The sequence below is a fragment of the Pseudarthrobacter oxydans genome, assembly GCF_013314975.1.
In the GTDB taxonomy this organism is placed as follows: domain Bacteria; phylum Actinomycetota; class Actinomycetes; order Actinomycetales; family Micrococcaceae; genus Arthrobacter; species Arthrobacter oxydans.
Window position 1 is genome coordinate 15,381 of record NZ_JABTYH010000008.1, and the last position, 19,594, is coordinate 34,974.

At 65.9% G+C, this 19,594-nt stretch carries 19 protein-coding genes and 1 tRNA gene; 16 read left to right on the forward strand and 4 right to left on the reverse strand.

Going from position 1 to position 19,594, the window contains the following annotated elements:
* Window positions 1-88: 88 nt before the first annotated feature.
* Window positions 89-1,987, forward strand: coding sequence for an AMP-binding protein (locus HTS88_RS07350; RefSeq protein ID WP_174177091.1), 1,899 nt, complete (start codon window positions 89-91; stop codon window positions 1,985-1,987).
* Window positions 1,988-2,024: 37 nt separating this feature from the next.
* Here the strand turns inward: HTS88_RS07350 and HTS88_RS07355 are convergent, their stop codons facing one another.
* A complete protein-coding gene (locus HTS88_RS07355) occupies window positions 2,025-2,738 on the reverse strand; it encodes a response regulator (protein WP_174176921.1) in 714 nt (237 codons plus the stop codon).
* Window positions 2,735-4,369: an ATP-binding protein gene (locus HTS88_RS07360; protein WP_174177093.1), complete on the reverse strand. Its 1,635-nt coding sequence runs from the start codon at window positions 4,367-4,369 to the stop codon at window positions 2,735-2,737. Before HTS88_RS07360 ends, HTS88_RS07355 begins: the two co-directional genes overlap by 4 nt.
* 180 nt (window positions 4,370-4,549) lie before the next feature.
* On the opposite strand from HTS88_RS07360, the gene HTS88_RS07365 reads away from it, so the two are divergent.
* From HTS88_RS07365 to HTS88_RS07410, 10 genes are all read left to right on the forward strand, one after another.
* Window positions 4,550-5,905 (forward strand): cation:dicarboxylate symporter family transporter, encoded by a 1,356-nt coding sequence (locus HTS88_RS07365; RefSeq protein WP_174176923.1) that lies wholly within the window; start codon window positions 4,550-4,552, stop codon window positions 5,903-5,905.
* Window positions 5,906-6,144: 239 nt separating this feature from the next.
* Window positions 6,145-7,044, forward strand: a complete 900-nt coding sequence (locus tag HTS88_RS07370) for a ParA family protein (protein ID WP_104188770.1) — start codon at window positions 6,145-6,147, stop codon at window positions 7,042-7,044.
* A gap of 7 nt (window positions 7,045-7,051) precedes the next feature.
* Window positions 7,052-7,864, forward strand: a complete 813-nt coding sequence (locus tag HTS88_RS07375) for a segregation and condensation protein A (RefSeq protein WP_174176925.1) — start codon at window positions 7,052-7,054, stop codon at window positions 7,862-7,864.
* Window positions 7,861-8,523 carry an SMC-Scp complex subunit ScpB gene (scpB, locus tag HTS88_RS07380; protein ID WP_174176927.1) on the forward strand — a complete coding sequence of 221 codons (663 nt, stop codon included), beginning with the start codon at window positions 7,861-7,863 and terminating at the stop codon, window positions 8,521-8,523. The genes HTS88_RS07375 and scpB overlap by 4 nt, the downstream gene beginning before the upstream one ends.
* A 110-nt stretch (window positions 8,524-8,633) precedes the next feature.
* Window positions 8,634-9,833 (forward strand): pseudouridine synthase, encoded by a 1,200-nt coding sequence (locus HTS88_RS07385; RefSeq protein WP_174176929.1) that lies wholly within the window; start codon window positions 8,634-8,636, stop codon window positions 9,831-9,833.
* Between the two features lie 3 nt (window positions 9,834-9,836).
* Entirely contained in the window at window positions 9,837-10,946 is a 1,110-nt protein-coding gene (locus tag HTS88_RS07390) for a prephenate dehydrogenase (RefSeq protein WP_174176931.1), read from the forward strand.
* A complete protein-coding gene (gene cmk / locus HTS88_RS07395) occupies window positions 10,946-11,659 on the forward strand; it encodes a (d)CMP kinase (protein ID WP_174176933.1) in 714 nt (237 codons plus the stop codon). Before HTS88_RS07390 ends, cmk begins: the two co-directional genes overlap by 1 nt.
* A gap of 31 nt (window positions 11,660-11,690) precedes the next feature.
* On the forward strand, window positions 11,691-12,371 hold the full coding sequence (locus HTS88_RS07400; protein WP_174177095.1) for a lysophospholipid acyltransferase family protein: 681 nt from the start codon (window positions 11,691-11,693) through the stop codon (window positions 12,369-12,371).
* A 10-nt stretch (window positions 12,372-12,381) separates the two neighbouring features.
* Window positions 12,382-13,932 (forward strand): ribosome biogenesis GTPase Der, encoded by a 1,551-nt coding sequence (der, locus tag HTS88_RS07405; RefSeq protein ID WP_066275036.1) that lies wholly within the window; start codon window positions 12,382-12,384, stop codon window positions 13,930-13,932.
* Between the two features lie 160 nt (window positions 13,933-14,092).
* A tRNA-Pro gene (locus tag HTS88_RS07410) sits at window positions 14,093-14,169 on the forward strand.
* A gap of 112 nt (window positions 14,170-14,281) precedes the next feature.
* On the opposite strand, the gene HTS88_RS07415 is transcribed toward HTS88_RS07410, so the two are convergent.
* Window positions 14,282-15,151, reverse strand: coding sequence for an Fpg/Nei family DNA glycosylase (locus HTS88_RS07415; RefSeq protein WP_174176935.1), 870 nt, complete (start codon window positions 15,149-15,151; stop codon window positions 14,282-14,284).
* A 165-nt stretch (window positions 15,152-15,316) separates the two neighbouring features.
* Between HTS88_RS07415 and gcvH the strand changes: the two genes are divergently transcribed.
* From gcvH to HTS88_RS07440, 5 genes are all read left to right on the forward strand, one after another.
* Window positions 15,317-15,703 carry a glycine cleavage system protein GcvH gene (gcvH, locus tag HTS88_RS07420; protein WP_104188752.1) on the forward strand — a complete coding sequence of 129 codons (387 nt, stop codon included), beginning with the start codon at window positions 15,317-15,319 and terminating at the stop codon, window positions 15,701-15,703.
* Window positions 15,704-15,858: 155 nt separating this feature from the next.
* Complete coding sequence (locus tag HTS88_RS07425; RefSeq protein WP_174176937.1) at window positions 15,859-16,335, forward strand: FHA domain-containing protein; 477 nt, start codon at window positions 15,859-15,861, stop codon at window positions 16,333-16,335.
* A gap of 23 nt (window positions 16,336-16,358) precedes the next feature.
* A complete protein-coding gene (ftsR, locus tag HTS88_RS07430; RefSeq protein WP_174176939.1) occupies window positions 16,359-17,075 on the forward strand; it encodes a transcriptional regulator FtsR in 717 nt (238 codons plus the stop codon).
* Window positions 17,075-17,578, forward strand: a complete 504-nt coding sequence (locus HTS88_RS07435) for a bifunctional nuclease family protein (RefSeq protein ID WP_009358600.1) — start codon at window positions 17,075-17,077, stop codon at window positions 17,576-17,578. The genes ftsR and HTS88_RS07435 overlap by 1 nt, the downstream gene beginning before the upstream one ends.
* A gap of 230 nt (window positions 17,579-17,808) precedes the next feature.
* Window positions 17,809-18,402: a MerR family transcriptional regulator gene (locus tag HTS88_RS07440; RefSeq protein ID WP_066275050.1), complete on the forward strand. Its 594-nt coding sequence runs from the start codon at window positions 17,809-17,811 to the stop codon at window positions 18,400-18,402.
* A gap of 77 nt (window positions 18,403-18,479) precedes the next feature.
* On the opposite strand, the gene HTS88_RS07445 is transcribed toward HTS88_RS07440, so the two are convergent.
* Window positions 18,480-19,298 (reverse strand): ParA family protein, encoded by an 819-nt coding sequence (locus tag HTS88_RS07445; protein ID WP_174176941.1) that lies wholly within the window; start codon window positions 19,296-19,298, stop codon window positions 18,480-18,482.
* Between the last annotated feature and the right edge of the window lie 296 nt (window positions 19,299-19,594).

Genomic DNA, 19,594 nt, shown 5'->3' on the forward strand with positions numbered 1-19,594 from the left:
ACATTCATGTATACAAAAACCCTTGTTTCGCCGTCGGGCTCCCGGCTAACATGGCGTCTACACAACGTCGTGGATGGGAAGCACTTTCATGGTCACCAGCAGCTATCGGCAAACGTACGAAGAAAGCCTTGGTAATCCCGGGGAGTTTTGGCTCAATGCAGCCGCAAAGGTTTCCTGGTCGGCGCCGCCCCGGCACGCGCTGGACGCAAGCCGGGCCCCGCTCTACACCTGGTTTCCGGACGGGGTCCTCAACACCTCCTACAACGCCCTGGACCGCCACGTGGAGGCCGGCCGGGGTGACCAGGACGCACTCATCTACGATTCGGCCATGCTCGGCACCCGCCGGCGCTTCAGCTATGCGGAACTCACCGGGCTGGTGGCACGCTTTGCCGGTGCCCTCCGCCGCCGCGGGGTGGGCAAGGGGGACCGCGTCGTGATCTACATGCCGATGATTCCCGAGGCAGCCATCGCCATGCTGGCAACAGCGCGCCTCGGAGCCGTCCACTCAGTGGTCTTCGGAGGGTTTGCCCCGAAAGAACTCGCGGCGCGCATCCGCGACGCCGCCCCCGCCGTAGTGGTCACCGCCTCCGGGGGAATCGAGCCCACCCGCCGCATTGAATACCTCCCCGCCGTCGAGGAAGCCCTCCACCTGGCGGGAGTGCCGGACCTCCCCGTCATCGTCCGGGCCCGGGAGGGCTTCGCAGCCACAGCGGCGGACCATGGCTGGCAGGACTGGGACTCGGAAATGGCCGCTGCGGAACCTGCCGCACCCGTGGACGTCGCGGCCACCGATCCGCTGTACATCCTCTACACCTCAGGCACCACCGGGACGCCCAAAGGCGTGGTGCGGGACAACGGGGGCCACGCCGTCGCTCTCACCTGGACCATGGAAAACATCTACGGCGCCGGTCCGGGGGACGTCATGTGGACCGCGTCCGATGTCGGCTGGGTGGTAGGGCACTCCTACATCGTCTACGGCCCGCTGCTTGCCGGTGCCACCACGGTCCTCTACGAGGGCAAACCGGTTGGAACGCCTGATGCCGGGGCGTTTTGGCGCGTGATCCGGGAGCACGGAGTCAACGTCCTGTTCACCGCCCCCACGGCGCTGCGGGCCATCCGGAAGGCCGACCCCGAGGCGGCCCTGCTGCGGGACTATGACATGTCCAGCCTGCGCACGCTCTTCACGGCGGGGGAGCGGCTGGACACGGACACCTTCCACTGGGCCTCCCGGTCGGTTGGCGTTCCTGTGGTGGACCACTGGTGGCAGACAGAGACGGGCTGGGCCATCTGCGCCAATCCCCGCGGCCTGGAAGAACTGCCCATCAAGGCAGGTTCGCCCAGCGTCCCTATGCCGGGATTCAGGCTCAACATCGTGGACGGCCTTGGCGTGGAAGTGGCACCCGGCACGGAAGGCAACATCGTGCTCGGGCTTCCACTGCCGCCCGGGACCCTGGCCACGCTCTGGGGCAACGACGAACGGTACATCTCCTCCTACCTGCAGGCTTTCGAGGGGTTCTACGCCACCGGGGATTCCGGCTACCGGGACGCGGACGGCTACGTGTTCGTGATGGGGCGGACGGACGACATCATCAATGTCGCGGGGCACCGGCTGTCCACCGGCGCCATGGAGCAGGTGATCGGACAGCATCCGGCCGTTGCCGAATGCGCGGTGATCGGCCTGGCTGATCCGCTGAAGGGCCAGCGCCCCAGCGGCTACGTTGTGCTCAAGTCCGGGGTGGAGGTGTCCGAGGACGTCCTGGCCAAGGACCTGGTGGCGATGGTCCGCCGGGACATCGGCGCTGTTGCGGACTTCAAGCACGTGACGGTTGTTGATGCCCTGCCCAAGACCCGGTCCGGGAAGATCCTCCGCAAGACGATGCGCCAGATTGCCGACGGCGAGGAGTACACGGTGCCGTCCACGATCGAAGACGCCGGGGTGATTGACCAGCTGATCGGGAGCCTCCGTCCCGGCGGGAGCGGAGACTAGCAGCGGACGGAGCCAGTGGCCCGAGTCAGCGGCCGGGTTAGCGCCCGCTCCAGCGGTACTCGTTTTCCGGCCGGCCCGGTGTTCCGTAGCGGGCAGTCCTGGAGACGGTGCCGGCGTCCGCCAGGTACTCGAGGTAACGGCGTGCGGTGACGCGGGACATGCCGAGTGCGTCCATGACTTCCGTGGCGGATACGGCGTCGCTCTGTTGCCTGACGAACTCCTGCACTGAGCCCAGCGTGGAAGCGGAGAGGCCTTTGGGCAGGGGAAGTTCCGACGGCGCCCGCAGGCTTGCGAAGGCCTGGTCCACTTCGCTTTGGGACGCTCCGGCCTTTCCGGAGCCGGCGTTCGGGCCTGCGAGCTGCTGCCGGAACTGCCGGTAGCTTTCCAGCTTGTCGGCGAACGTGGCGAACGTAAACGGCTTGATCAGGTACTGAACCACGCCAATGGCCACGGCGCTCCGCACGATCGCCAGCTCCCGGACCGCTGTGATGGCGATGATGTCCGCGAGGATGCCGGCCGCCCGCATCCGCCTGGCGATATCCAGGCCGTGGAGGTCCGGCAGGTTCATGTCCAGGAGGACGAGTTCCACCGGGTTGCCCGCCGCCGAGAGCTCACCGAGCAGCCGAAGGGCGGACTGGCCGTCCGGCGCGCTTCCGGCCAGCTCAAAACCCGGCAGCCGCCCGATGTAGGCTGCGTGCGCCGCCGACGCGATGGCCTCGTCCTCAACGACGAGGACCCGGATGTTGCTCACGGTGTGTGCTCCTTTTGCGGGGACGCTGCTGCGGGAAGGAATACCTCGAATTTCGCTCCGCGCCGTCCGTTAATGGTCAGGGTACCGCCCAGCCGCTGCACTGCCTGCCGGACCAGGGCCAGCCCGATGCCCCGGCCGCCGGGCCCGGAAGGCTTGGTACTGAAGCCGTGGCGGAAGATGCTGTCCGCGGCCTGCGCGTCCAGGGCGGCGCCGGAATCGTGGACGGCGATGTCCAGCCCCTCCTCATCCGACTCCACTGTCAGCTCCACCCGCCGGGGCGGGGGAGCGTCCGCAGCCGCATCGATGGCGTTATCCAGCAGGTTTCCCAGGATAGTCACCAGGTCCTGCACAGCCACTCCCGCCACCGTACCGGAACCCAGCGTGGCAACATCGAGCTGGACCCCGCGTTCGTGGGCTTCAGCCACCTTGCCCATCACCAGCGCACCCAGGACAGGTTCATCAACGGAGCTGACCATGTCATCCGTCAGCTGCTGGCTGAGTTCCAGGTCCCGGGTGGCGAAGTCCAGTGCTTCCTGCGTCCGGCCCAGCTCCAGGAGCGAGACCATGGTGTGGAGCCTGTTGGCGTGTTCATGGGTCTGGGCGCGGAGGGCACCGGAGAGGGTCCGCATAGTTTCGAGTTCGTTGCCCAGGGCCTCAATTTCGGTACGGTCCCGCAGCGTGGCCACCGTACCGTACACGGGCGTCCTGCCCCGGGTTCCCGAGGAATCGGGCGCCCTGGCCGGCCCCTGGTTGACCACCAGCACCCGGGAACCGGTAAGGATGATCTCGTCATTGGCCGGCCGGCCGGACTCGAAGAGGTCCCGGAGCTCCTCCTCGAGCGGCAGCTCCGCCAGCGACGGCGGCCTGGTGGGGTCCTTGCTCCCGGCACCTTCGAGGCCCAGCAGTTCTGCCGCCTGGTCGTTGTACATCACCACCCGGCCCTTCGTGTCAATCAGGATCAGGCCTTCGCGCACCGAGTGCAGGACGGATTCGTAGTAGGCGAACAGCTGCGAGAGCTGCTCAGGACCCCAGCCCCGGGTCACCCGGCGAAGGTACCGGCCCAGAAGCCAGGACGCCAGTGAACCGCCCACCAGCAGGGCAAGGCCAATCGACAGCAGGGCGGGCAGGCGTCCCGCGAACGCAACATCCACCGTGCGGACCGTGACGCCCACCGCCACCAGCGCCTTTACCTCACCCGCTTCATCCTTGACCGGGACAATGGTCCGCACTGACGGGCCCAGTGTCCCCGCCGTCACTTCGGTGAGCTGCCCACCCTGCAGTGCAGCGTCGATGGAGCCGATATACGGCCGGCCGATTTCCTCGTCCCGCGGATGGGTCCACCGGGTGCGGTCCGGCGCCATGATGGTGACGAAGTCGACGTCGGCCCCTGCCATGACGTCCCTGGCGTAGGGCTGCAGCGTCGTGGTCGGGTCCGGGCTTGAGGCCGCCTCAAGCACCAGCGGGCTGGCCGCGATGGCAGCGGCGATCCCCGCCATCCGCTGGCCGGCCTCGTCGTAGGTGCGGTCACGGGCATCAACAAAGGTGGCCGAACCGACGACGGCGAGAAACACCACCACAATCAGCAGGTTCGCCACGAAGAGCCGGCGGGCGATACTCCAGGGGTGGATCACGTGTGCCTCCCGCGCCGTTCCGGACGCCATCCGTAGAAACCATGTGCGCCGCGACCAATATGAACGCAACGGTGAGCTGGGTCACGGCGTGCCCAATGATGGATATCACACCGGAGGACGCGTTGAGCCCAGAGAATGTGCCGCAGCGTCTATCAGATTATCCATATAAGGAGACACATCATGGCTTCTCAACGAGGAGAGTCGCTTGACACCGTGAAGACGCGGCGCAAGGGCATCGACAAATCGCATTACCTCTACATTGCCGTCATCGCCGCCGTTATCCTCGGTGCCGTGGTGGGCCTGATGTTCCCCGAGGTCGGCAAGTCCCTGAAGCCGCTGGGTGACGGGTTCATCAAGCTGATCAAGATGATGATTGCGCCCATCATCTTCTGCACCATCGTCCTGGGTATCGGCTCCATCGCAAAGGCCGCCACGGTGGGCAAGGTTGGTGGCCTGGCGCTGGGATACTTCGTGCTCATGTCCACCTTCGCGCTCGCCATCGGCCTGGTTGTTGGCAACCTGATCCACCCGGGCGAGGGCCTGAAGCTGGCGCCGTACGATCCCTCCAAGAAGGCCGAAGTCGACAGCACCGTCGCCTTCCTCCTCGGGATCATCCCGGGAGACATTCCGGTCCTTCCGACGCTCTTCGCCGCACTCCTCGTAGGTTTCGCCCTGCAGAAGATGGGCCCGCAGGGTGCCCCGGTACTCAAGGCCATCGGCCATGGCCAGGCCGTCGTGTTCCGCATCCTCATCATGATCATGTGGCTTGCCCCGGTTGGCGCATTCGGTGCCATCGCCGCCGTCGTGGGAGCCACCGGCTTCCAGGCCATCGTCAGCATGTTCACCCTGATGGCCGCCTTTTACATCACCTGCGCACTGTTCATCGTCATCATCCTGGGCGGTCTGCTGAAGGTTGTGTCCGGGGTCAACATCTTCAAGCTCATGAAGTACCTGGGCCGTGAATACCTGCTGATCTTCTCCACGTCCTCTTCCGAAGCTGCCCTGCCCCGCCTGATCGCAAAGATGGAGCACCTCGGCGTCTCCAAGCCTGTGGTTGGCGTCACGGTACCCACCGGCTACTCGTTCAACCTGGACGGCACCGCCATCTACCTGACCATGGCGTCACTCTTCGTAGCCAACGCCATGGGAACGCCGCTGGACCTGGGAGCCCAGATCTCCCTGCTGGTCTTCATGATCATCGCCTCCAAGGGTGCCGCCGGTGTCACCGGCGCCGGCCTCGCCACACTGGCTGCAGGCCTGCAGGCACACAAGCCTGAGCTCCTGGGCGGCGTGGGCATGATCGTGGGCATCGACCGGTTCATGTCCGAAGCCCGCGCCCTGACCAACTTCACCGGCAACGCCGTAGCCACCGTCCTGATTGGCACGTGGGTCAAGGAGATCGACGGCGGCCAGGTCAACAGCGTCCTCTCCGGCGAACTGCCCTTCGACGAGCAGACCATGATCGCCGGCCACACCGGCCACGCCGAACCGGCAGCCACGGAAACCGACGCGCCCCGCGTTCCGGCCGCCGTCTAGGCACCGCGCCACGCGCATACAGTATCAACGCAGCAGCCCCCGCAGCCCCGGCCGCGGGGGCTGCTGCGTGCCCCGTCAGAACCAACCTTCGACCTCAGCTAGAGGGTCAAGGCTCAACATGGGGGGAAAGTCAAGTTCCGCCGAATACCGTGTCGGTCGCTGTAACCTTGGGAAGAAGAAGGAACGGCGCTGGCACCCAGCGGCAGGAAATCACCGTCATCGAAAGTGTGGATAGATACGTGAGCAGCGAACAGGGTTCGGCAACTCTGGAGGGCACGGAATTTGACCTGGACAACGCGGTGATGGGCCCCACGGGACGCCCATACCGGGAGTTCCCGGAACCGGCACCGCTGTCCTCCCACGGTCCGGCGCGTGTGATCGCCATGGTGAACCAAAAGGGCGGCGTCGGCAAGACCACCTCCACCATCAACCTCGCGGCAGCTCTGGCGGAGTACGGGCGCCGGGTACTCCTGGTCGATTTCGATCCCCAGGGTGCGCTGTCGGCAGGCCTCGGCGTGAACCCCCACGAACTGGACCTTACGGTCTACAACGTGCTGATGGACCGCAAGGTCAACATCCGTGACGCCATCCACCAGACCGGCGTCGAGAACGTCGACCTGCTGCCGGCCAACATCGACCTCTCCGCTGCCGAAGTCCAGCTCGTCAATGAAGTGGCACGCGAGCAGGTCCTGGACCGGGCCCTGAAGAAGGTGGAGGACGATTACGACGTCGTCCTCATCGACTGCCAGCCCTCGCTGGGCCTGCTGACCGTCAACGCCCTCACCGCGGCGCACGGCGTGATCATCCCGCTGATCTGCGAGTTCTTCGCCCTCCGTGCGGTGGCCCTGCTGGTGGAAACCATCGACAAGGTGCAGGACCGCCTCAACCCGCGCCTGCAGGTGGACGGGGTGCTCGCCACAATGTATGACGCCCGGACCCTCCACAGCCGTGAAGTCATCACCCGGCTGGTGGAAGCCTTCGGGGACAAGGTCTTCGAGACCGTCATCAAGCGTTCCATCAAGTTCGCGGACGCCACGGTGGCCGCGGAGCCGATCACCAGCTACGCCGGCAACCACATCGGTGCGGACGCCTACCGGCGCCTGGCCAAAGAACTGATTTCGCGCGGCGGCGCACCCTAGCCAGGACGTGGCCGAATCCAAGCCCGGCTTTGAGGTGCGGCTGGCCAACTTCACGGGTCCCTTCGACCTCCTGCTGGGACTGATCGCCAAGCACCAGCTGGACATTACCGAGGTGGCCCTCGCCACGGTGACGGACGAATTCATCAAGTACATCCGCAACCTGCAGAAACTGGGCGGGGAATGGGCACTGGATGAAGCCAGCGAGTTCCTGGTGATTGCCGCGACGCTCCTGGACATCAAGGCTGCCAGGCTCCTTCCTGCCGGCGAGGTGGAAGACGACGAGGACATGGCGCTGCTTGAGGCCAGGGACCTCCTCTTCGCCCGGCTCCTGCAGTACAAGGCCTTCAAACATGTGGCCGGCCTCCTGGGTGAATCACTGCACCAGGAAGCCATGCGCTTTCCCCGCCAGGTTGCCCTGGAGGAGCATTTCGCGGCGATGCTCCCGGAACTCGTGTGGAAGCACACCCCGGAACAGTTTGCCGCGCTGGCGGAAACTGCGCTGCGGCCCAAGGCGCCGAAACCCACCGAAGTGGGGCTGGCCCATCTCCACGGCGGCAACGTCAGCGTCAAGGAGCAGGCCGAAATCATAGGGCTGCGGCTCCAGCGGGAATCGCCGCTCACCTTCCGGGCCATGATCGCCGACGCCGAATCCACCCTTGTGGTGGTTGCGAGGTTCCTGGCGCTGCTGGAGCTGTTCCGGGACAAAGCGGTGTCCTTCGACCAGCTGTCGCCGCTGGCGGACCTTGCCGTCCACTGGACCGCCGGCGGCCGGCAGTGGTCCGCAGACAACCTAAGTGAAGAGTTCGAGGAGCAGCTGTGACCAGGGAAGCACCGGAAGCCACGCAACCGGGGGAGGAGGACCTCGAAAACCTCCCGGGCGGGGCCAAAGCTGCCGTTGAGGCTGTGCTGATGGTCATCGACCAGCCGGCCACGGAAGAGGAACTGGCCGCCGGCCTTGGCCTGACCGTTGAAAAGGTGAGCGGGCTGCTGGCTGAACTGCAGCGCGAGTATAGCGGCTATACTGTTAAAGCCCCGGATATGGATCAAGCCAGCCACGCTGGTTTCGGCTCCAGCCCCCGGGGTTTTGAATTGCGGAACATCGCCGGTGGCTGGCGGATCTACTCCCGCACGGACTTCGCCGACATTGTGGGCAAGTATGTGCTGGAAGGCCAGACAGCCAGGCTTACCCAGGCAGCCCTGGAAACGCTCGCGGTCATCGCGTACCGTCAGCCCGTCTCCAGGGCCAGGGTTTCCGCAATTCGGGGCGTCAATGTTGACTCTGTGGTGCGGACACTCGCCCAGCGCGGGTTGATCGAGGATTCGGGAACGGATCCGGAATCCGGGGCCATGCTGTACCGGACCACATCGTATTTCCTGGAACGGATGGGCATCGGTTCTGTGGCCGAGCTGCCGCAGTTGTCTCCCCATCTTCCGGGCCTGGACGGCATAGCGGAGTACTACGACGCCGAAGGGATCTAGGCAGTTTCGAGCTGCCTGGGCAAGGATATTTATCAGGGCAGATTATTTCTGCACGGCTGGTTAGGGTTGTCTCTGGACACCTTTCCGGCCAAACAATTGAAGGACGGGTCATGACACAGGCGGGACGCCAGGGTTCACCACGTAACAGCTCGGGACGCAACAATCCCCAGCGCAACACCTCCCAGGGTGGCAAGTCAGCGGGCGCGTTCCGCGGCGGTGCCCCGAAGCGGGGCGGCGGGTTCGGCAGCGACCGCCCGCAGCGCGCACCCAAGCCGCGCGAGGAACGCTTCATCGATCCGGATCTGGCGTCGGACGGCCCCCAGCAGGGCCGTGGCGCCGCAGATCCGAAGGCCGCCAGGCCTTCCTCTCGGAAGCCTGCAGCGCGCAAGCCCGGAGCCAAGAAGGCGCCGGGCACTCCAGGCGCCCTCAAGCCGAAGCCGCGCACCGGGGCACCCGGCGCCGCAGCCTCCCGTGCGTTCGGCAGCGAACGCTTCGGCCAGAACCTGGGGCCGGTGCGCAGGCCGTCACGGAAGAAGGGCCCGCGCGGCGACGTTCCCCAGTCGGAACTGCACGACGCCGACGGCGTGCGCCTGCAGAAGGTCATGGCCTCGGCCGGCGTCGCCTCGCGCCGCGTCTGCGAGGAGATGATTGCCGAGGGCCGGGTGGAAGTGGACGGACAGGTCGTCACCGAGCTCGGTGTCCGGGTTGATCCCAAGACTTCCGTCATCCACGTGGACGGCCTGCGCATCCAGCTGGATGAGAACCTCGTCTACATGGTCTTCAACAAGCCGAAGGGCGTTGTCTCCACCATGGAGGACCCCGAGGGCCGGCCCTGCATCAGCGATTTCCTCAAGAGCAACAAGAACACCGGCGAACGTCTCTTCCACGTGGGGCGCCTCGACGTCGCCACCGAGGGGCTGCTCCTGCTGACGAACGACGGCGAGCTGGCCAACCGCCTGACGCACCCTTCCTACGAAGTGCCCAAGACGTACCTGGTACAGGTCCGCGGTCCCTTCCCCCAGGGTATTGGCGCGCAGCTCAAGGAAGGCGTGGAACTGGAGGACGGCTTTGCCTCCGTCGACTCCTTCCGGCTGGTTGACTCAACCCCCGGCCACGTGCTGATCGAAGTTGTGCTGCACTCGGGCAAGAACCGTATTGTCCGCCGCCTCTTCGACGCCGTCGGCTTCCCGGTGCTTCGGCTGGTGCGCGTCAAGGTGGGCCCCATCGGCCTGGGCGACCAGCGCCAGGGCAGCATCCGCAACCTCGGCAAGCAGGAAGTCGGGCATCTGCTGGCATCCGTAGGGCTCTGAGGCATGTCCGCCTTCCACAGCCAGGGCCGCGGGCACCTGGATGGTCCGGTGGTGGTCCTCGGGACCGGCCTGCTCGGCGCCAGCATTGGCCTGGGCCTGCGCGGACGGGGCGTTCCGGTGTTCCTGTCCGACCCCTCGCCCACGAACCAGGCGGTGGCCGTGGACATCGGCGCAGGCCGGCCGCTGCCGGAACTGGGCAGCGCTGTCCCGCAGCTGGTGGTGGTTGCTGCGCCGCCGGACGTTACGGCCGACGTCGTGGAAAACGCCCTCTCGGATTTTCCCCGCTCAGTTGTGGTGGATATAGCCAGCGTCAAGGCGGGCATCCTGGAAAGCCTGCGGCGCCGCGGCGTCGACCTCTCCCGGTACGTGGGCACCCACCCCATGGCCGGGCGGGAAAAGTCAGGCCCCGTGGCTGCCCGGGGCGAGCTGTTCACCTCGATGCCGTGGGTGGTGTGCCCCTCAGAGGAAACCTCTGGCGCCGCCCTGCAGGCCGCCCGTTCCCTGGCCTCGGACCTGGGCGCAGTTGTATCCCAGTTCACGGCGGATGAGCATGACGAAGCCGTTGCCCTGGTATCCCACCTGCCCCAGGTCATGTCCTCGCTGCTGGCGAGCCGGCTCCAGGGCACGCCGCTGCATGCCCTGTCCCTGGCCGGCAACGGACTCCGGGACGTCACGCGGATAGCGGCCAGCGACCCGTCCTTGTGGGTCCAGATCCTCGGCGGCAACGCTGCGAAAGTCGTGGAAATCCTCTACGGCGTCCGGGATGACCTGAACCGCCTGATCGGAACGCTCGAGGACCCCACGGCTCCGGGCGCACGGCTGGACCTCGCGCAGCTCATGAGTGAAGGCAACGCCGGCCAGGCACGTATTCCGGGCAAGCATGGGGGGCCGCCGCAGGCGTACTCCTGGCTGACCGTCCTGGTAGACGACAAACCCGGGCAGATCGCACGGCTCCTCACGGAAATCGGCGAGATCGGCGTCAACCTGGAGGACCTCCGCCTGGACCACTCGTCAGGGCAAAACGTAGGTATGGTGGAAATCTCCGTGTTGCCGAACAAGCATGACCACCTGATCGAAGCACTCAACGACCGCGGATGGCGGGTACTCCAGTAATGACACAGGAACTTCTCGATACCATGCCTGCGCTGCGCATCGGCCGGCCGCTGGTGGTGGCCATTGACGGCCCGTCCGGGTCCGGCAAATCCAGCGTCAGCAAGGAAGTGGCCCGCAGGCTCAGGCTTGCGTACCTGGACACGGGCGCGATGTACCGGGCCCTCACCTGGTTCTGCGTCAACGAGGGCATCGACCTCGACGACGCCGCAGCAGTGGAGCAGGCCGCACGCGACCTGGTCCTGGAACTGAGCACCAGCCCGCTGGAGGAGTACGTGCGGGTGAACGGTGTTGACGTCACCGACGCCATCCGCGAGCCTGCCATTTCCTCTGCCGTCAGCGCCGTGGCCACCACCCTGGGGGCCCGGACTGAGCTTATCCGCCGGCAGCGGGAACTGATCGAAAAGCACCACCGCCGCATGGTGGTGGAAGGCAGGGACATCACCACCGTCGTCGCGCCCGGAGCGGAAGTGCGGATGCTGCTTACCGCCAGTGAGGAGGCGCGGCTGCGCCGGCGTGGAATCCAGCTTGGCGGCACCCAGAACGCCGAGCAGCTGGCGGCGCAGGTGACCCACCGCGATGCCAAGGACTCCTCCGTCGTGAACTTCACCAAAGCCGCCTCCGGCGTCGTGACGCTGGATTCGTCGGACCTCGACTTCGACCAGACGGTGGCCGCTGCCCTGGTGATCGTCACAAAGGTCCTCAACCGTGACTGACCGCAGGCCCGGCGTTCCCTCCGGACTGACCATGGCGTGGAGCAGGCCGGTGGGCTGGGTCCTCGACCACGTGGTGTACCGGACCACCGTCAAGGGCAGGGAGAATGTGCCCACCGGCGGACCCGTGATCTTCGCGGGCAACCACATCAGCTTCCTGGACGGGCCGGTCATGTTCGGCGCGTCACCTCGCCCCATGCACATCCTGGTCAAACAGGAGATGTTCAAGGGCTTCCTCGGCCAGGTGCTGACCGCTTCGGGCCAGCTGCCGGTGGACAGGCGCGGCGACCGGACCGCGCTGCAGCGGTGCAAGGAAGTGCTCGACGCCGGCCGGTGCGTCGGCATCCTTCCCGAAGGAACCAGGGGGAGCGGGGCAGCGGCGGACATCAACGGCGGCGTCGCCTGGCTCGCGCTGAACTCCGGAGCCCCGGTGGTCCCCGTGGCCATCCTGGGCACCCGCACGGGTGCGGAGCACCTCGATTCCGTGCCCCGGCCGGGCAGGCGCTTCCACGTCAGCTTCGGATATGCCCTCACCCTTGCCCGCCGGGCAGGGGAAAGCGGGCGTGCTTCAATGGACAGGGCGGCGCTGGAAATCCGCGCCGCGCTGGCAGGGCACGTCCAGGACTCCATTCAACTCAGCGGGCAGCCACTGCCTTTCGCAGATGCCCGCCAAGACTTAACAGCAGTAGCCGGGACGCCGGCAGATGACCACTAAGGACAGTGCAATGAGCGATACGACTCAAACTCCCGGCCACTTCGGCGCCGGCGAAGACGAATACACGCCCACGGGCACGGACCAGGTGGCGGAACGGCTGGCTGCCATTGACGACGACGAGGCAGAGCTTCGCGCCGCGTCCCTCCGGGCGGGCCTGGAGGACTATGACCTCGACGAGGAAGATGCCGCACTGCTCAGCGGCGAATACGGGGACGAGGACTTCGACGGCCCCGTCAAGCTCGATCCCGTCCTGGCCATCATCGGCCGGCCCAACGTGGGTAAGTCCACGCTGGTGAACCGCATCCTTGGGCGCCGCGAGGCCGTGGTGGAGGACACCCCCGGCGTCACCCGCGACCGCGTCATGTATTCCGCCAACTGGAACGGGCGCAACTTCACCCTGGTGGACACCGGCGGCTGGGAACACGACGCCCGCGGCATCCATGCCCGCGTGGCCGAGCAGGCAGAAATGGCCGTTGAGCTCGCGGACGCAGTGCTCTTCGTGGTGGACTCCGCCGTCGGGGCAACCGCCACCGACGAGGGCGTCATGAAGATGCTGCGCCGCAGCAAGAAGCCGGTCATCATGGTGGCCAACAAGGTTGACGACTTTGCCCAGGAGGCGGACTCCGCCACCCTGTGGGGCCTGGGCTTTGGCGAGCCCTACCCGGTCTCGGCGCTGCACGGCCGCGGCGTGGCCGACCTGCTTGACCACGTGATGGATGTGCTTCCGGAATTCTCCACCATCGAGGGCCTGGAACGCTCCGGCGGACCCCGCCGCATCGCCTTGATCGGCCGCCCCAACGTGGGCAAGTCCTCCCTGCTGAACAAGCTGGCCGGCACTGAACGGGTGGTGGTGGACAACACCGCCGGCACCACCCGCGATCCGGTGGACGAGTTCATCGAACTCGGTGGCCGGACCTGGCGCTTCGTGGACACGGCAGGCATCCGCCGCCGCCAGCACATGGCGCAGGGCGCGGACTACTACGCTTCCCTCCGCACGCAGGCCGCGCTCGAAAAGGCGGAGGTCGCCGTCGTGCTCCTTGCCGTGGACGAGGTCCTCAGCGAGCAGGACGTGCGGATCCTGCAGCTCGCCATTGAGTCGGGCCGCGCCCTGGTGCTGGCCTTCAACAAGTGGGACCTGCTCGACGACGAACGCCGGCGCTACCTCGAACGTGAAATCGAGCAGGACCTGGCCCACGTGGACTGGGCGCCCCGCGTGAACATCTCGGCCAAGACCGGGTGGCACAAGGACCGCCTGGTTCCTGCCCTGGACCTGGCCCTGGAGAACTGGGACAAGCGTATTGCCACCGGCCGCCTCAACGCGTTCCTGGGCGAGCTTGTTGCCGCCCACCCGCACCCGGTCCGCGGCGGCAAGCAGCCGCGCATCCTCTTCGGCACCCAGGCCTCCAGCCGCCCGCCGAAGTTCGTCCTGTTCACCACCGGTTTCCTGGACCCCGGATACCGGCGCTTCATCACCCGCCGGCTGCGGGAAACGTTCGGCTTCGAGGGCACACCCATCGAGGTCAGCATGCGCGTGCGGGAAAAGCGCGGCAAGAAGCGTTAATTCCGGTGTTGTCTCCGACACACCACAGGGCTGATTCCGGGAAAGTGTCACTGGCACCCTCCGGGATCGTGTAAGCTCTTCTAGGTGGTTCGGCCGGACTGCTGGTGGAAATCCTCGAAGTGATTCAGGGATGAAGCTCAGCGGAGAACGGCAGAACCAGCGGGCTGTAGCGCAGCTTGGTAGCGCACTTGACTGGGGGTCAAGGGGTCGCAGGTTCAAATCCTGTCAGCCCGACCACAAACAGCAGGGGCCGCTTCCGGAGAAATCCGGAAGCGGCCCCTGCTGTTTAACCTGCTTGACCGTCCTTGGACCCTTCCGCACGGAACCCGTGCCGGGACCGTGAGCCTTCCTACTTCAGGAACTTCGACGTCCTGCGGTCGGCCAGGATCTTGCCCTTCGTCTGGCAGGTGGGGCAGTACTGCAGCGAGGTGTCGGCAAAGGAAACCTCACGAACAGTGTCTCCGCACACCGGGCAGGGCTGGCCCGTCCTGGCATGGACGCGCATGTGGCTCCGTTTCACGTCCTTGAGATCCTTTGGCGGCTTGCCGCTTGCCTCCGCCAGTGCAGTGCCCAGGACGTCATGGATGGCGTCGTACAGCACCTGGACTGTTGCGCGGTCCAAGGATTTGGCCGTGGCGAACGGCGAGATACGGGCGGCATGCAGGATCTCGTCGCTGTAGGCGTTGCCGATCCCGGCGATCACACCCTGGCTTCGCAGGAGCCCCTTGACCTGCTGGGAGCTGGAGCCAAGGATCCCAGCCAGCATGTCGGCGTCGAACGCTTCACTGAACGGGTCCGGGCCCAGCGTGGCGATGCCCGGGACCTCCTGGGGATCCCTCACCACATAAACCGCCAGGCTCTTCTTGGTGCCCGCCTCGGTAAGGTCGAAGCCGCGCGGCCCCCCGGGGCCGGTGAAGGCAAGGCGGGCGGCGATGTGCCCCTTGCCCATTTTCAGCTGGGCGTCGGTGGGGGAGTCCGTGAAGCGGACCCAGCCCGCCCTGGCCAGGTGGAAGACAAAGGAAATGCCGCCGGTGTCAATGCTGATGAACTTTCCAAAGCGCCGGACGCCGGTGACAGTCCTGCCCTCAAGGGCAGTGAAGGGGGGATCGGCTGTCTTGAGTACGGCAAAGGACACGATCTGCACCTTGGATACAACGGTTCCCTGCAGATGGTCGTCCAGGTAGCCTGCCAGGCCGGAAACCTCGGGGAGCTCAGGCATCCGTCACCCGCCGTTCCTGGCGTGGCCGCGGACGATGCATGCGCTCATGCGTCCCATCTTGTCAGAAACCCCGGCGAACGCTCCGGCAGTTGTGCCTATACTTTCAACGCAGCCCGTTTCCCGGGCCGCGTTGACTCTGGTGTTCGACCCGATGAAAGGCCCCTGATGAGCAACATTCCCGAAGATCTGTCCTACACCGCCGAGCACGAGTGGGTCACCGCCCCCAATGCCGACGGCGTGGTCCGGGTAGGCATCACCGACTTTGCCCAGGACGCACTCGGGGATGTTGTCTACGCCCAGATGCCGGAAGTCGGCACCAAGATTACGGCAAACGAAGTTGTCGGCGAGGTGGAGTCCACCAAGAGCGTCAGCGACATCTACGCCCCCGTCAGCGGCGAAGTTGTGGGCCGGAACGAGTCCCTGGACACCGATTCCGCCCTGATCAACACCGATCCCTATGGGGACGGATGGCTGATCGAGATCAAGCTTGCCGAAGCTGACGCCGTCGACTCATTGCTCAGTGCATCGGAGTACGAACAGCAGGTAGGCTAAAGCTAACCGGAATTTCCGGTCCGGCCCGGGGCGAAGCCAGAATGTCTTCGCACGTCAGCGGCCGGATCGGCAGCCGGTTCCGGACCTGCGCGGCAGGCCCGGAGGACATATGTTGGTTGCAGGCCTGACGGCCGCAGCGGAAAGAGGAGGAGTCCATGGCTGGCCACACACAGAACCCTGCCGACGGGGAATACGGCGCGGGTGCGGCCAGGGAGTCGGAGACCACCTCCATCCATCTCACCCCGGTGAGGGATGAGCCCACAATCGCACCCAAGCTCTCGTCCGAGGAGCGCAGCTCCGTGGAGGCGCTGCCGGCCGGGTCGGCTCTGCTGGTCGCCCACAGCGGCCCCAATGCCGGCGCCCGGTTCCTCCTCGACTCCGATGTCACCACGGCAGGCCGGCACCCGGACGCCGATATCTTCCTGGACGATGTCACCGTCTCCCGCCGCCACGTCGAGTTCCGCCGCACGGCACGCAGCTTTGAAGTGGTGGACAAGAACAGCCTGAACGGCACCTACGTCAACCACGACCGCGTGGACAGCGTGGAGCTCAAGTCCGGCAGCGAAGTCCAGATCGGCAAGTTCCGCCTCACCTTCTACCTGAGCCCTGCCACCGCTGCAGGCCGCGGCTGAACCGGGGACCACTGCCTGTGGCAATGGCACAACCGGAACGCCGGGGACCCCAGGTCCTCAACATCGGGGAAGTCCTCGCACAGCTCAGCGGGGACTTTCCCGGCATGACTGCGTCTAAAATCAGGTTCCTCGAGGAAAAAGGGCTGATCAACCCCCGCCGGACGCCTGCCGGGTACCGGCAGTACTCCGACGGCGACGTCGAGCGGCTGCGCTTCGTGCTGGCCCTGCAGCGGGACCAGTACCTTCCCCTGAAAGTCATCAAGGACTACCTTGACGCCATCGACAGGGGCGAACGCCCGGAGAACCTGCCGCCCGGCGTCGTTGTTTCCCCCCGCGTCGTCTCCGACGAGCTGGCGGCGGAACTGCAGAGCCGGGGGCGCAAGCTCACCGAGGAACAGCTCCGCACTGAGTCCGGTGCAAGCGTGCCGCTGCTGCAGTCCCTCCTGAGCTTCGGCCTGATCAGCCACACCAACGGGCAGTTCGACGAGCACGCACTCCAGGTGGCCCGTGCCTGTGTCCAGCTGGAGAGCCACGGCCTTGAACCCCGCCACCTGCGCCCCTTCCAGGCGGCTGCCGAGCGGGAGTTCGGCCTCGTGGAACGCGTCGTGGCGCCGCTGGCGTCCCGCAAGGACGCTGCATCCCAGGCTCGCGCGGCCGAGGCCGCCCGCGAAATCAGCGATCTCTGCCTCACCCTGCACCGGGCTCTGGTGCAGGACCATATCTCACGCATGGACATCTGATGATTGAAGTCGAGATTGTAGGCGTTCGCATCGAACTGCCTTCCAACCAGCCGCTGGTCCTGCTTCGGGAGATGCACGGTGAGCGGCACGTTCCCATCTGGATCGGCACGCCCGAAGCCAGTGCCATCGCCCTGGCCCAGCAGGGCGTCGTGCCGCCCCGTCCCATGACCCACGATCTCCTGGTGGATGTGGTGGAAGCGCTGGGGCACTCGGTGGTCAGCGTCAACATCGTGGCAGTGGAGGACAACATCTTCTACGGCCAGCTCCAGTTCGAGAACGGCACCACGGTGAGTTCCCGGGCTTCGGACGCGCTGGCCGTGGCGCTTCGCGCGAAGTGCCGGATCTGGTGCGCCGATTCCGTCATGGATGAGGCCGGCGTGCGCATCACAGAGCACGACGAGGGCGAGGACACCGAGCCCGGCCCCACCGTTGACGAAGAGCGCGAACTGCGCCGGTTCCGCGAGTTCCTGGACGACGTTGAACCCGAGGATTTCGACGGCTAAGGTCACATTAAGGTTAAAGTTGAGGATGAATCTTTCGACACGCCTCGTGAAACCCCTCAGGGTCTTTGACCTTGCAAGCCGCCGGGCCTAACGTCGAAGTATCAAGTTCCCATTGCTTACGGCAGCCTCGCAAGTCACACTGGAAAGTGCGCCCGCGAAAATTACATGCATGGTCTTCATGCACCGCTGCTGCAGTAGTTACCCGGGAGCGCATGACAAGGAGGATCCAGGTGAGTCCCAAAGGCGAAGCAGGCGGGCTAAAGCAGCCCACGGCTGGTGTTGCTGTGCCCGCGAGCGGTGCCCAGGGCCTCCTGTTCACCGAGGACCTTCCCGTACTGGACGAGGACGCCGGTTACCGGGGACCCACCGCATGCAAGGCTGCCGGCATCACCTACCGCCAACTCGACTATTGGGCCCGCACCGGCCTGGTGGAGCCTGCGGTCCGCGGCGCTGCCGGGTCCGGATCCCAGCGCCTCTACGGCTTCCGTGACATCCTTGTCCTCAAAGTAGTCAAGCGCCTCCTGGACACGGGGGTTTCCCTGCAGCAGATCCGCAGCGCCGTGGAGCACCTGCGGGAACGCGGTGTCGAGGACCTTGCCCAGATCACGCTGATGAGCGATGGCGCGAGCGTCTACGAGTGCACCTCCGCCGATGAAGTCATCGATCTTGTCCAAGGCGGCCAGGGCGTCTTCGGAATCGCAGTGGGCCGCGTCTGGCGTGAAGTGGAAGGCAGCCTGGCATCACTTCCCAGTGAGCACGCCGCCGAACAGTCCTTTCCGGACGACGAACTGAGCAAGCGCCGCGCAGCCCGCAAAATCAGCTGATGTTCAACGGATAAGGGGCCGCCCTCCATATGGAGGGCGGCCCCTTATCCCTAAACCGGGTGTGGGGGCTCGCTGCCTTAGCGGGCGCGGCTGCGCAGGCCGCTTCCCACTGCCATCAGGTTTGCCAGCAGGTCATCGAAGAGTGCCGCCGCGGACTTTGCGGAGTCGCCGGGCCAATGGTGCACGGGGTGGGCGGCGCCCTGGATCTGCTGCCAGTTGGCCTGCTCGGGGATCCGGGGGCTCAGGAGGAGGTCGCCGAACATGGATTCCATTTCCGCGAGCCGGTAGGTGTGTTCGGAGGACCCTGACCGCACCCGGTTTGCCACGATGCCTGCGGGAGAGAGATTGGGGGCGAACTCCTGCCGGAAAAGCTGGATGGCCCGCATGGTCCGTTCGGTCCCCGCCACCGAGAACAGGCCGGGCTCGGCTACCAGTGCCACCTTGTCGCTGGCAGTCCACGCCATCCGGGTCAGGCCGTTGAGCGACGGCGGACAGTCCACCAGGACAAGCTGGTAATCGCCGCCGGTGGCCAGCACCGAGGAGAGCCTGCGGAGGTCCCGGCGGCGGAGGTCCGGACGGTCGTAGATGCCCGTGTAGGCGGATCCGACGGCCACGTCAAGCACTGCGGGGCCGGAGCCGTTGGCCTGGGTCCGCGCCGTCCAGCTGCTGCGGACCACGTTTTCGGCCAGGTTGGCGCGGCGGGGGCTTTTAAGCATCCGGCCAATATCCAGCTGGTCGCCGGGCTGCACGCCCAACGCAGTGGTGGCATCTGCATGCGGATCAAGGTCCACCACCAGCGTGCTGATGCCTGCGGCCAGCGCCGCGGACGCCAATCCTGTGGTGACGGAAGTCTTGCCGACTCCACCCTTGAGGCTGCTGATGCTGACTACTTGCACTTGAGAGACCAAAACCTAACGCCGGATGCCGTGTTGGGGGTAATGTTTGCTCCGGCAGTGCCGAAGCCGGACGGTCCTGCCGCCCTACTCATCATATGTTGATGCGTCGGCGAATCCTGCTTTATCGGGCGTCGGCATGGCACCGACTGTGCTGCGGGGGCGGTTTCCGCCCGCGGCGGCAAAAGGGTTCGGGACATGACGGGGAAATCTGTGATGGTGGCCACAAAGATTTGTGTTTGTCCTTGTAGGTCCTAGACACTGTGACCACTCACCGATCCACCCGCAATGATGCAGGA